The sequence below is a fragment of the Dyella humi genome (genome assembly GCF_044904605.1).
GTDB lineage: Bacteria > Pseudomonadota > Gammaproteobacteria > Xanthomonadales > Rhodanobacteraceae > Dyella_B > Dyella_B humi.
Window position 1 is genome coordinate 821,331 of record NZ_JADIKI010000022.1, and the last position, 13,069, is coordinate 834,399.

Here is a 13,069-nt window from a genome sequence, read left to right on the forward strand (position 1 = left end):
TGCTCCTCTGACTCACCGTCTTGCTCGGTGACTATGCCGCCTGCACCCGGTTTTTTACAAGGGTTGTGACCGTAACGCGTCCCGATTCCTCAAAGAGGGCGCCCCCTTGCGGAGGCGCCACACCGGAGCAGGTGGGAGTATTTCCTGCTCAGAACCACACACCCAATTCGACGCCGTACGTGCGCGGCGGCAGGTACTGAGACACATACACGAAGCTGCCGTTGGCTTCCTGGAAGCGCGCGGCGTTCGTGCGCACCTTGTCGTCGGTGATGTTCTGCACGTACACGTTCGCGTACCAGCGATCCTGCGGCTCGGTGTAACGCAGCGAGAAATCGCTACGCACGTAAGCTTTTTGCTGATCGCCGGAGCCGAGATTGAACACGCTTAGCCACTGCATGCTCTGGTACTGCGCGCTGAGGCGCGGGGTCAGGCGGCTACCGTCGGGCAGGTGGAAATCATGCTCGTAGATAGCCGTCAGCGAGGCATCCGGCGCATGCGGCAGCGTGTGGCCGGTGATGTTCATGCAGGTGCCGAGGTTCGATTGCGGCGGGCAGGGCGGCAGCCCGGCGTAATCGTTGCTGCCTGCATAAATCAGCGTGCCCAGTTTTTTCTCAGGAATGGCCGAGAACACCAGGTTGGCGCGATCGTCGTGCGACTGGAACGCCAGTTCTGATTCGAAGCCGGCCACCCTCGTGCTGCCTTGCACGTTCGAGAAACCCAGGCCGTGATTGCCGTTCTGGTAGACGATGGGCGCGGAGAGCTGGAAGTTCTTGAAATCCTCGTAATACGCCGCGCTGTTCCACGTCATGTGTCCATCGAAGAAGGTGAACTTCGCGCCGATTTCATAGTTGGTGAGGGTTTCGGGCTGATACAGCGCACCACCGTCCTGTGTACCGCCCGATTTGTAGCCGGTCGATACGCTCGCATACGCCATGGCGTTCTTGGTGAATTCATAGTCGGCGCGCGCCAGCCACGTGACTTTGGACTTGTGGTACTTGGCGTCGTTATGCTGCGAAACGCTGAAACCCACATCTTGCGGCAGCGAGCCCGGCGAGATCGGCACTTGCGGCACGGTGGGGTCGTACGCCCAGCCCCAATTGATGCCGCCTTCGTTCCTTCTGGTGTCGTCGGAGAAGCGCGCGCCGGCGGTGAGGTTGAACGCATCGGTGACATGCCACACGCCCTGGCCGAATACCGCTTCGGATTCCACCGTTTCCTTCGGCTGGATGAACGAGCCTTGCCAGTTCACCGTGCCCTGCTGCGTACCGTTCATGATGGGGATGTCGAAGCGGATGTTGTTGTCTTCCGCGGCGTAGTAAGCGCCAAGAATCCAGTCCACCGTGTTCTGGCCGGTGGATTTCAAATCGAATTCGTGGCTGTAGCTGGAGTAGTTGGAAGAGTTGGTGCGATCGTCCTGATACACGCCGCCGGTGGTGAAACTGGTAGGCAGGATCGCGCCGGTGTCCTGGTCATAATTGCTGGCACCGGAAAAGCGGTTGTAGCCGGCGATGTAGGTAAGCTCCATGCCGTCGTTGATCTGCCAATCCATGCGGCTGCGCACCGTCTTGGACGTACGGTGCAGGTACGGCGCCGTGTCGATAAGCGCGGACCAGAATGGCTGACCCGGACGCGGATCCTGCATCACATTCATGTCCGGCGTGCCGCGATCGAGGAAGTACTCGTACGACAGGTTCCACTTGAACGATTCCACCGGTTGCCACAAGGCACTGATGCGCGCGGCCGACTGGTTTTGCGAGTTGTACTTGTCGCCGCCTTGCACGTAGAGCGCCTGGTTGATCGGCTGGAATTTTGCCGGATTGCCGCCGCTGGCGAGATAGGCTGTCTGCTGCTGAGCTACTGACGGCAGTTCGCTCCCCGGATTCTGGTAGTTCACGTAACCGTCGTGCTGCTCGTGCGCCACCGCCACGCGCATGGCGAAGGTGCTGCTGATCGGCAGATTGATCGCTGCCTTTTGGCCCGACTGGCTGTAGTTGCCCAGCGACATCTGCGCATTGCCGTAGAAGCCGCCGTTGATATCCGGCTTGACGGTTTCGAAGTCGATCGCGCCAGCGGTGGAGTTGCGGCCCCACAGTGTGCCTTGCGGTCCGCGCAGCACCTGCACGCTGTCGATGTCCATCAACAAGCTGGTGGCCGATTCGGCGCGCGGCGCGTACACGCCGTCGATGAACAATGCCACTTCCGGATCGGCGTACTCGGTCTTGGCGCTGTCGTTGCCGATGCCGCGCATGGTCAGCGTGGTCACGTCATGATCGCCTTCGCTGGTGCCTTGCAGGCCCGGCACCAGCTTGGTGATGTCCTGTACGGTCATCACGCGCTCCTTGTCGAGCGTGTCGGCGGTAATCGCCGTGACCGCGACCGGGGTTTTCTGCAGCGGGGTTTCGCGTTTGGTGGCGCTGACCTGGATGGCTTCCAGATTCTTCACTTTCTGCTTGGACGATCCATTGCCCTTATCGGTGGTGGCCTGCGGCGCCGCGTCCTGTCCGATGGCAAGAACAGGGGCCGTGGCGAGCACGGCAGTGAGCGCGACGTACATGGCCGAGCGGTGAAGCGTCATTTCATTCCCCTCCTAAATGACTACGCGTTGTCGGACGGGGTCGCTCGCGTTCCCAGTTAGCCGGCGCCCCGTTGATACGACAGTGCTGATACGCTATGACAGCGCTGTCATATGGCGATAATAGGCAGCTTCTGGCAAAGAAGCTTGTCGCATAGCAGCAATTCGAGCAGCCCGGGGAGGGGCGAACACATGGCACGTTTGCAGAGCATCCTGGTGGTAGGCGGTGGGGCGGCGGGCTGGCTGGTGGCCTGCTATCTGGCCAAACATCTGAACGCGGCGGCGCCGGGCAGCATCCGCGTGGACCTGGTGGAATCGCCCGGCATTGGCCTGCTGGGCGTGGGCGAGGCGACGTTTCCGTCCATTCGCGGCACACTGTCCGCGATCGGGCTGGACGAAGGCGCGCTGTTGGCGGGCGCCGACGCCACGTTCAAGCAAGGCATTCGCTATGACCATTGGGTGCGCCCGCCCGGCAGCGAGGGGCCGTCCAGTTTCTTCCACCCGTTCAGCCTGCCCAGCCAGCGTCCGGGTAGTCCGGAGCTGCTGCCTTACTGGCTGCTGGGCGGCGCGCCGCAAGGCATGCAACTGGCCGAAGCGGCCACCATGCAATACCGCCTTGTCGCGCAAGGCCATGGACCCAAGCGGGTCGGCGATCCCGATTACCAGGGGCCAATGAACTACGCCTACCACTTCGACGCCGCGCGCGTGGCCGTGGTGCTGGCCGAACACGGACAGAAGCTGGGCGTGAGGCGCCACGAAGCCACGGTGGAGCGCGTCGTACTGGACGAGCGCGGCGCCATTGCCGGCCTGGTTACGCAGGAGCTCGGCGAGTTGAAGGCCGATCTGTACGTGGATTGCACCGGCCTGCGCAGCCGCCTGATCGGCGATGCCATGCAGTCGCCGTTTCGCAGCCGCACCGACGTGTTGTTCGTGGATCGCGCAGTGGCGATGCAGGTGCCGTATCCGCGTCCTGACGCGCCCATCGCCTGCTACACCATCGCCACCGCGCAGGAAGCCGGCTGGACCTGGGATATCGGTCTGCAGCAGCGACGTGGCGTGGGTTACGTGTATTCCTCACGCCATTCGGATGCGACGCGCGCGGAGGAGGTGATCCGGCGCCACTTAGGTCCCATCTCGGACAAACTGAAACCGCTGCACATCAAGTTCGAAACCGGCTACCGGCCTGAGCATTGGCGCGGCAACTGCGTAGGGATTGGTCTGACCGGCGGTTTCGTCGAGCCGCTGGAATCGACCGGCATCGCGTTGGTGGAGCTCGGCACGTACTTGCTCACACATCTCTTGCCGACCGATCTGGACGACATGGAACGCGCAGCGAAGCACTTCAACGCGATGATCTGCGCGCGTTACGAGCGCGTGCTGGATTTCATCAAGATGCATTACTGCCTGACTCAGCGCACGGATACGACGTTCTGGATCGACAATACCGATCCGGCGAGCATTCCCGAGACCTTGCGCGAACGACTGGCGGCGTGGCGACATCGGCCGCCGCATCGGCTCGATTTCGTTACCGATCTGGAAATGTTCATGCCCGCTAGCTGGCAGTACGTGCTCTACGGCATGGAGTTCCACACGGATCTCGAACCCATGCGCAGCAGCTATCCGCGCATGGAGGAAGCACAGCGGGAATTCGCGGCGATTCAGCAGGTGTCGGCGCGTGCCATGAGCGATCTGCCGAAGCATCGTGCGTTGGTGGAGCAGATGTGTCAGGCGTATTTAGGGCGTAGTGGGGCGGTGATGCCTGTCACAGGTTGATGTGCCAATGGCGCCCTCTCCCTTTCGGGAAGAGGGCGCAAAAAAGCATCACGGCTCCGCACACTCCACACTGCGATCCGCATTCGCTGCCAGCGTCACCGACGCGATCGAAATCGTGGTGCCTGGCGCATTGCGCAGCACGAATGGCTGATCGATGCGACTCATGTCCGCGCCGTGTTTCTGCAAGCATTTCAGCGGTACGCCTAGACGTGTCCAATGACCCTTCTGCACGCCTGACAAGGCGGTCTGCACTGGAATCTCGGCATGACAGTTCGCGCCGCAGCCCACGCCAACGGTGGCATCGCCGTGCGCCAGTACATCCACGCGCAGCAGGGCCACGATCTGCATGTCGCCGTTGGTCTGGCGTAACAAATCCTGCGCATTCGACGCCGTGATGGCGAACTGCGCGGGGTGCTGGCCGCTCCAGGCGAGACGACGTGCATCTTCCTGCACGTGATAATCCACCGCCGTCACGTGCAGATCGCCCTGCGTGCTGCTGGCCGGCATTGCGATGATCGGCTTGGTGTCGCCGCCTGCGTCCGTCAGGATCAGTGAGTAGCCTTTCGTGGGCTTGCCGCGTGCGAAGTACACGCCGCTCTGTGCGTTGTCCAGGCGAATACCGGGATCTTCGGAAAGCGCTGCCAGATCGCCGTCATCCGCGTAACTCAGCCCATAATCGTAGGGGAACAAAGGATTCGGATCGGCCTGGTTGGTCTGCGCTGCGGTGCGCGGCCAGTTGTAGGCGAGCTTGCCGTGGAAGTCGTACTGAATGCTGCCGTCGCGCTTACGCAGCAGCACGTCGGCAATGCCGCCGCCTTCCGAGCCGGGCAGCCACGCGGCCACGAATGCGTCGGATGCGTTGATTTCCGGATTCACCCACAGCACGCGGCCGGACAGGAACACTGCCACCACCGGCACGCCTTGCGCATGCAGGTGCTTGAGCAATTGCAGATCGCTGTCGTCATCCGGTTTGTAGGCGAGGTTGGGAATGTCGCCTTGGAATTCCGCGTAAGGGTCTTCGCCGAACACCACGATGGCCACGTCAGGCTTGTGTGTGAACGAGCCGTCCACCGAAAGCGTTGCGCTGCCGCCGGCCGCTGCTACCTGTTCGCGAATACCGCTCCAGATCGATTGCGCATGCGGAAAATTCGCATTGGTCGTGCCCGCGCCCTGCCAGGTGAGCGTCCAGCCGCCGCTCTGCTTGGGGATGCTGTCCGCGCCGTCGCCCGCTACCAGGATGTGTTTGTGCGGATCGAGTGGCAGTAGGTGATGTTCGTTCTTCAGCAGCACCAACGATTCGCGCACGGCCTGCCGCGCCAACGCGCGATGCGCGGCATCGCCCAACAGCGCGAATTTGCCGGCCAGCGGCTGTTTGGAGGGCAGACTTGTGTCGAACAGGCCCATGCGCAGCTTCACGCGAAGCACGCGTGTCACCGCATCGTCCAGGCGCGCCATCGGGATGGTGCCGTTGCGCACTTCCTGCAGCGTGTGTTGGTACAGCCCGCGCCAGCTGTCGGGCGCCATGAGCATGTCCAGGCCGGCGTTGATGGCGGCGGGGCAATCCTCATTGCTGCAACCGGCGACCTGGCCGTGCGAGTTCCAATCGCCCACGGCGAAACCATCGAAATGCCAGCGGTCTTTCAGAACATCGGTGAGCAGTCCTTTGTTGCCGCTCATCTTCACGCCGTTCCAGCTCGAGAACGAGGCCATCACCGACTGCACGCCTGCGTCGATGGCTGGCGGATAGCCCGCGCCGTGGATATCGCGCAAGGTGGCTTCGCTAATCTGTGCGTCGCCTTGGTCGGCGCCGTTGTGTGTGCCGCCGTCGCCCAGGAAATGCTTGGCGCTGGCGAGCACGTGTTTCGCATCGAGAAATTCGTGCGTTCCGGGCGTGCCTTGCAACCCTTCCACCGCGGCGGGCGCGTATTCGGCCACCCGTTTTGGATTAGATGAAAAGCCTTCGTAGCTGCGTCCCCAGCGCACGTCCTGTGGCACCGCCAGCGTCGGCGCGAACGCCCAGTTCAGACCGATGGCGCGCACTTCCTCGGCCGTGGCGGCGCCGATCTTGCGGATCAACTCGGGATCGTGCGTGGCGCCCAGCCCTACGTTGTGCGGAAAGACCGTGGCGCCCGTCACGCCGGCGTTGCCGTGTATCGCGTCGATGCCGAACAGCAGGGGAATCGCGGGGCGTCCCTTTGGAACCTGCATCGCGGCACGGGCATACGCATCGGCCGCCGCGAGCCATTGCTGCGGGTCGGCAAAGCGCCCGCCGCCGGGCTTGGAATTGCCGCCCGCCAGAATCGAGCCGAGGTGATAGTTGCGCACGTCTTCCGGCGTAGTGCTGTTGATGTCAGCTTGGATGATCTGCCCGACCTTTTCCTCGGTGGTCATTGACGCGAGCAACGCTTGGATGCGGCGCTCTAGCTTGAGATCGGGCGGCAGCGGCGAGTGCGCCGTAGGCCAGGTTTCCGCATGTACGGCAGTGTTGCCAGCCTGGTCCTGAGCCAAGGCCAAGCCGGGCAGGGCAACGGCCAGTGCGCAGAGCAGAGCGCGAAAACCTGGACGGAACGAACAGACGCCTCGAGCGTGATGCATGCGCAGTCCTTGGTGGGTGGGCGCCGGCGAGGCGGAACCCGGTTGGATAGGCGGCAAATATTCTTGGGATATGACAGCGCTGTCAATTATCAGGACAGATTGGCGCTGGTCGATAGGGACAGGTCATTGGCCAGGCTAAGAGTCCTGGCGTGAAAAGCGCCCAAGAAAAAGGGTGACGATCGGTTGATCGCCACCCTTCATGTACCTATCTGACTTTAGCGAGCGTCTGACACCGACGTCACGCCTTCCTGCACCTGCACGCGGTTGCCCGGATCGTGATCCATGCGGGTGGTGCGGGTCACGCCGTTGTAGACGTACTGCACGTCGTAGCCGACGATGCGGTCGGACGTGTCGTTCACCGTCTTGCACTCGTGCTCGGTGGTGGAAGTCACCTGGCTCTGATGGTGAGCATTTTCGATGCGGTTACCTGCGTAGCCGCCACCTACCGCGCCGGCCACCGTGGCCAGGGTATTGCCCTTGCCATGGCCGACCATGTGGCCCAGCAGGCCACCGGCAACCGCGCCGATCGCCGTGCCAGCGATGTTGTGCTGATCCTTCGGCGGCTCGGTGTGATTCACCACGACGTCCTGACAGACCTGGTGGGGATTGCTCACCGAGGAATGCACCGGTGTCACGCTGACCACCTGTGCATATTGCGGGCCTGCGTTCTGCACGGGTTGCTGTTGTTGCTGCTGCGAGGCATCCAGCGCCGGATCCGCGTTGGCCTGGTGGCTACAACCCGTCAGGCCGGCGACAGCTACCACCGCAATGGCCGCGCAAAGAGTCTTGATTACTAACTTGCTCATATTTGAATCCCCCAATCGGTCACTAAATTCGACAACACACGTTCACCCCTGCATTCCATGGACGTCATTGAATGGCGACACAGCTGAACGCTGCCCACATGATGCATTAGCAAACGCTAAATGGTGTGTGTTCGGAGCAATCATCCGCAAAGTCGCGGCACGACATGCCGTGTCAATCACCACTACATATCATGCCGTGTGACGCAAGTCAGTGATTGGAACCGTGTCGCATAAGGAAAAAGAAAACCTTCAGTACGCATTAAGCGCGACAAGCAGAGCATCCAAGCCGACACCAACGGAGGTGCGTCATGAGCAAGTGCGTAGCAGGCAGTCGTATGTTGATGGGTGTGGCCGTTGCAGCTTTGCTGGCTACGCCGCTGGCCGCATCGGCGCACGATCACGATGGCTGGGGACATCGCGACGGTTGGGGTCGCGGCGGCTGGCACGAAGACCGTGGCTATGACCGCGGGTGGCATGATCGGGATGACTGGCATCACCGCGGCGGCTACTGGAGCGGTGGGCGCTGGATCGCAGGCGCGGTCGTAGCGGGCGCCGTGGCTGGTCTGGTCGAGACGGCCGTTGCGCCGCCGCCACCGGTGTATTACGCGCCGCCACAAACCGTGGTCTATACCCAGCCCACGGTGGTCTATGAAAGCGCGCCGGTAGTGACTCGCACCGTGGTCTATTCCAACGGTTATTGATCGCGGCGGCGATTCCTAAGATCGGCAATGCAACGTACGTTGAGAAGAGCCCGGCGCAAGCCGGGCTCTTTTTCGTTCTGCACGCGGCAAGGATGAAGCGCTCTCCTATGCCATCATCGACTCATGCAAGGCGTTCCCCACCTCTTCGATCACCCTGCGGACACAGCCGAATTCCGCTGCCCCACGCATCGTGCGGGCATCGAGCTGTACCGCGCGCACATCGTGCGCCATGCCTTCGAACCACACGTGCATGATGGCTTCGGTCTAGGCGCCATCGAATCTGGCGTGGAACGCTTCCGCTACCGCGGCGCGGATCACCTCGCACCGCCCGATTCGCTGGTGCTGATGAACCCGGACGAATTGCACACCGGCCGCGCCGAGACCGAAGGCGGCTGGCGTTATCGCATGGTCTACATCGAGCAGGTCGCGGTGGACGAGATCACCGGCGAGCCCGGCTGGTGGTTTGGGGATGCAGTGCGCGCTGATGCCGCGGGCGCGCAACGCATCACCGCGCTGCTCGATGCCTTGTGGCAGGCACGCGAGCCGCTCGCCTTCGACAGCTTGCTACTGCAACTGCTCGATGAATTTCGCCGCCATGCGCGTGTGCCGCATGCGGCACGCCCAGAAGCGCCATCACGCTTTGCGCCGGTGATCGACTACCTGCGTGCACACCTGGCCGAGCATGTCACGCTGGATGACCTCGCGACCGTGGCGGGACTTAGCCCGTTCCATTTTCTTCGTCAGTTCCAGGCACAGCATCACGCCACGCCGCAGCAGATGTTGATGGCCTTCCGCTTGTCTGCCGCCAAACGCTTGCTTGCCGCTGGCGAAGCGCCGGCCCAGGTCGCAGCTGCCACCGGCTTGGCCGACCAGGCTCATCTCACTCGCGCTTTCGCGCGCCGCTACGGCGTTACGCCCGCGCGCTATCAGCGCCGATTGCAGCGATAGCAATCTCGTACAAGACCACGTACGCGTACACACCGATACTGCGCATCATGTGGATGGGAAAGCTCTACGCACTTATTGCCGGCCTGATGTGGGGCCTGGTTTTCGTTGGCCCGCTGCTGGTGCCCGAATACCCGGCCGCGCTGCAATCGGTTGGACGTTATCTCGCCTTTGGCCTGATCGCGCTGCCGCTCGCCTGGCTGGACCGCGCCGCATTGCGTCGGCTAAGCCGCGCCGACTGGATGGAGGCCCTAAAGCTCGCCGCGGTCGGCAACCTGCTTTATTACGTGTGCCTGGCCAGCGCGATCCAGCGTGCGGGCGCCCCCTTGCCGACCATGATCATCGGCACCTTGCCGGTAGTGATTGCGATTGCCGCCAACCTGCGCAACGCCCGCCGCGACGGCCGCCTGCCCTGGGCGCGCTTGGCGCCATCATTGCTGTTGATCGCCGCCGGTATCGCCTGCGTGAATCAGGCCGAGCTCGCCACACTGCGCGCGCAGACGCACGCAGACCTTGCACGCTATGTCGTCGGCGCCTTGTTCGCGTTCGTTTCCGTGGCGTGTTGGACCTGGTATCCGTTGCGCAACGCCGACTGGCTGCGTCACCATCCCGGCCGCAGTCCGCGCACCTGGGCCACCGCGCAGGGCGTTGCCACCTTACCGCTGGCGCTGGTCGGCTACGCGTTGTTGTGGCTGGTTATGGATGTCAGCGGCAGTCATTTCGCCATGCCGTTCGGTCCGCGCCCGATGGTCTTCATCGCGTTGATGGCAGCCATCGGCCTGTTCGCCTCCTGGCTGGGCACGACATGTTGGAACGAAGCCAGCCAGCGTCTGCCCACCGCGATCGCTGGGCAACTGATCGTGTTCGAAACGCTGGCGGCGTTGAGTTATGCCTTCGCGTTGCGCGGGACGTTACCGGGTGTGCAGACCATGCTTGGCGTGGTGCTGTTGGTCGCGGGCGTGGTTTGGGCTGCGCGTGTAAAACCGGTACCGCTGGAGTACCTGGAAGCGGAGCACTTGTAGACGGCAGAGCGTGCCCTCGAAAACAATGCCGCGATCGTTCCGTTTGCCGGCATGAGTTTATGTCGCTATTTCATATGGCGTGGCGTGATGATGCAGGCCGTACGCCGATGAACGCTTTTCCATGCCGCGGGCCGCAGCGCCGATTTCATAAATTTCCTGTGTGCGGATGTAGGCGAAACCCTTAACCGGATACGAACGACGCAGCCGGTAGCCTGAACTTCCGCGACGAAAATCGAGGAACGTTTTATGGACCCGATGATTCTTGACCTGCCGCCGACGAACGCCGATCAAGACCCCGAGCTCCGCCGCGTCTCTGCAGAGCCCGTGGAAGGGTATGTGCTGGAGCCATGGTCAGGGCTGTATGTGGAAGCCGAGGCGGCGTATAAGAGCCGTCTTGCTGCGGCCAACGTTGAAGCGTGATAGCAACGGTTACATATCGCGGCTACTGCGCTTTCGACCCATGCCATGGATGATTTCCATGGCGGACGATTACAGGCATGAGTTGCGTTTTACGCACCTCAGCTATGCAAAAAGCCCTGGAAAGCTTCCAGGGCTTTTCACTTGTGCTAGCGCCGGAAATAGGATTCGAACCTACAAACTACGTCTTAGGACTTTCCGCACTGGTGAGCAAACCCATGTGATATAGATTGAGCTTGCTTTTTCGTCAGGAGCATTGCTCATGGATCGCCCATTCAAACGTGTAAAGAAGGCCGCGTGGCTCGGCGGCGTATGCGCCGGTCTCGCTTATGCGGTCGGCGCGCCGACATGGCTGATCCGGACGCTGTGGCTTTTGTTGTTCTTGGGTGCGGGCATCGGTGGATTGATCTATTTGATTCTGTGGCTCGTGGTCCCGCGCTGGCCGCACGAGCCACTCGACTACGACACCGTCACTGCCTAATGCTGTGATCCGGGATATTCACTGGCACACGTCAGCAGGATTCCGACGTGGACACAGCCATCCCATTCGATATAAGTCTCAAGATCGGCAACTCGGGGCGATCGCGGTAGCGTTTTTCATAGGTTGTTTTTGCCTAAACGATCCATCAACTGGCGGTGCGCATCCTCAGTAGCTTCGTCAGCAGGAAACATCGACTCGATGCGTAGCTCCTGCGTGGTGATGGTCTGCGGCGTGCCAACCGTGGTGATCATGGAGAAATAGCGCAGCACCTGACCATCTTTCTGAAAACTGAGTGGGACCATGGGCAGTGCGGGTTCAGGCCCCAATACTCCGATGGTGCGAAGGGTGGGATCGACGTCTGGATAGGCAAGCAACGACGTTATGAGCTCACGGGTGCGCTCGTCCAGCGTGTGGCCGACCGCTTCCCGATGGATGCGTTGGATCAGTGCCTGAGAGGCATCTTTCCAGTTGATGAGAAATGGGCGCATGCCTGTCGGGTCGAACATGAGATGGAGCATGTTGCGCGGTTCGGGGCGTGCTTCGAGGTCGATGAATGCATTGAAAAAGCGGGCTGCTGACGCATTCCTCATGAACACGTTCCAGTAGCGATCCATCACGACAGCCGGGAACGGCTCATGGTGAAGAAGGATGCGTTCGAGCGCGCGCGTCACGCTGCGCATTTCTTCGGCGTTCCAGGCGTCTTCCTTATAGACCGGCGCGAAGCCTGCAGCCATCAGCAACTCATTGCGATCGCGGAATGGCACATCCAATGCCTCAGCAAGATTGAGCAGTGTCTGCCGGCTTGGCGCGCTGCGCCCACTTTCAATGAAACTGAGATGCCGCTGCGATACGCCGGTATCGAGCGAAAGCTCGATCTGGCTTTTACCGCGGATATCACGCCAATGGCGGAGCAGGCGGCCTAGTTCATCTTGGGATGAGTCTCGGGAGTTCTTATGCGTGCTCATGGGAATTCCGAAGTGCATGGCCAGCGATCAGCTTTTCTGGCCTGTCCGATGACGAGCTCGACTGAGATAAGTGCCAAGGCACGTGTCGATAAAAACTGCACCCTCTGCGACGTGCAGGGGTGCAGCGAACCATCGAACCATCGGTGCAGGGCCGTCAACCACGCGCCCAGGTGTGTTGCTTGAATGCCTCTTCGAGTGGCGGGTTCGTGATGGTGGCAGTGTAGTTGGTGATCGTGGATGCCGCGACGATCGCGATCACTTCGAGCAAACGAGCGTTGTCGAAGCCGGCATCCAGAAACGAGTCCATATCCTGCCGGGTGACGTGACCACGTTTCTCGATCATCGCGCGCGCTAAGGCCGACAACGCCGCGAATTTCGGATCGCTCGGAAGATGTCCATCTCGGATGGCGTCGACGTCAGCAGCACTAATGCCTTGCTGCAAAGCGAGTGCGCTGTGGAACGCGACTGCCCACCGGCTCGAATTAACCACCGCATCGGTAAGCAGAACGATCTGAATCTGATCCTCGGTAAAGCTTCCGCCGTGGACCTTTCCAAAAAGGCCCACCAAGCAGTCGATCAGCACGGGCGACGTTGCCATGGCGCCTGCGATGTTCGGAATCATGCCGAAGGCACTCTGCAATGCTTCCAGCGAAGCGCGGGACTTTTCGGGGGAGGATTCGATAGTGTGAACGGGGAAGGGTTTCATGATGATGACCTCACAAGTGGGGAGACAGGGGGCATTGACCGACATCGGTTGTCAGCTCGGTAGTCATCATTGACCGTTGTGGAAAT

The 13,069-nt window shown here is 61.5% G+C and carries 11 protein-coding genes; 6 read left to right on the forward strand and 5 right to left on the reverse strand.

The genetic code is table 11. The features are described from left to right. Nucleotides 1-148: 148 nt before the first annotated feature. On the reverse strand, nt 149-2,575 hold the full coding sequence (locus ISP18_RS08605) for a TonB-dependent receptor (RefSeq protein WP_380009506.1): 2,427 nt from the start codon (nt 2,573-2,575) through the stop codon (nt 149-151). A gap of 189 nt (nt 2,576-2,764) precedes the next feature. Here ISP18_RS08605 and ISP18_RS08610 point away from each other — a divergent pair, with 189 nt between their 5' ends. After that, the gene (locus tag ISP18_RS08610; protein ID WP_380009509.1) at nt 2,765-4,345 is read left to right on the forward strand and encodes a tryptophan halogenase family protein; all 1,581 of its coding nucleotides are present in this window, start codon (nt 2,765-2,767) and stop codon (nt 4,343-4,345) included. A gap of 48 nt (nt 4,346-4,393) precedes the next feature. On the opposite strand, the gene ISP18_RS08615 is transcribed toward ISP18_RS08610, so the two are convergent. Together ISP18_RS08615 and ISP18_RS08620 are read right to left on the reverse strand one after the other, a co-directional pair. Then, nucleotides 4,394-6,940: a glycoside hydrolase family 3 protein gene (locus ISP18_RS08615; protein ID WP_380009512.1), complete on the reverse strand. Its 2,547-nt coding sequence runs from the start codon at nt 6,938-6,940 to the stop codon at nt 4,394-4,396. A 215-nt stretch (nt 6,941-7,155) separates the two neighbouring features. Then, a complete protein-coding gene (locus ISP18_RS08620; RefSeq protein ID WP_380009515.1) occupies nt 7,156-7,746 on the reverse strand; it encodes a glycine zipper 2TM domain-containing protein in 591 nt (196 codons plus the stop codon). Nucleotides 7,747-8,054: 308 nt separating this feature from the next. On the opposite strand from ISP18_RS08620, the gene ISP18_RS08625 reads away from it, so the two are divergent. The 5 genes from ISP18_RS08625 to ISP18_RS08645 all read left to right on the forward strand — a co-directional run bounded on the left by ISP18_RS08625 (nt 8,055) and on the right by ISP18_RS08645 (nt 11,312). After that, on the forward strand, nt 8,055-8,447 hold the full coding sequence (locus ISP18_RS08625; RefSeq protein ID WP_380009518.1) for a hypothetical protein: 393 nt from the start codon (nt 8,055-8,057) through the stop codon (nt 8,445-8,447). 123 nt (nt 8,448-8,570) lie between these two features. Beyond that, nucleotides 8,571-9,395 (forward strand): AraC family transcriptional regulator, encoded by an 825-nt coding sequence (locus ISP18_RS08630; protein ID WP_380009521.1) that lies wholly within the window; start codon nt 8,571-8,573, stop codon nt 9,393-9,395. 53 nt (nt 9,396-9,448) lie between these two features. Continuing rightward, nucleotides 9,449-10,414, forward strand: a complete 966-nt coding sequence (locus ISP18_RS08635) for a DMT family transporter (RefSeq protein ID WP_380009524.1) — start codon at nt 9,449-9,451, stop codon at nt 10,412-10,414. Nucleotides 10,415-10,660: 246 nt separating this feature from the next. Next, nucleotides 10,661-10,834 (forward strand): hypothetical protein, encoded by a 174-nt coding sequence (locus ISP18_RS08640; protein ID WP_404559373.1) that lies wholly within the window; start codon nt 10,661-10,663, stop codon nt 10,832-10,834. A 259-nt stretch (nt 10,835-11,093) separates the two neighbouring features. Further along, the gene (locus ISP18_RS08645; RefSeq protein ID WP_380009530.1) at nt 11,094-11,312 is read left to right on the forward strand and encodes a PspC domain-containing protein; all 219 of its coding nucleotides are present in this window, start codon (nt 11,094-11,096) and stop codon (nt 11,310-11,312) included. 116 nt (nt 11,313-11,428) lie between these two features. On the opposite strand, the gene ISP18_RS08650 is transcribed toward ISP18_RS08645, so the two are convergent. Then, nucleotides 11,429-12,277 carry a helix-turn-helix domain-containing protein gene (locus ISP18_RS08650; protein ID WP_380009533.1) on the reverse strand — a complete coding sequence of 283 codons (849 nt, stop codon included), beginning with the start codon at nt 12,275-12,277 and terminating at the stop codon, nt 11,429-11,431. Nucleotides 12,278-12,431: 154 nt separating this feature from the next. After that, a complete protein-coding gene (locus ISP18_RS08655) occupies nt 12,432-13,028 on the reverse strand; it encodes a carboxymuconolactone decarboxylase family protein (protein WP_380009536.1) in 597 nt (198 codons plus the stop codon). Between the last annotated feature and the right edge of the window lie 41 nt (nt 13,029-13,069).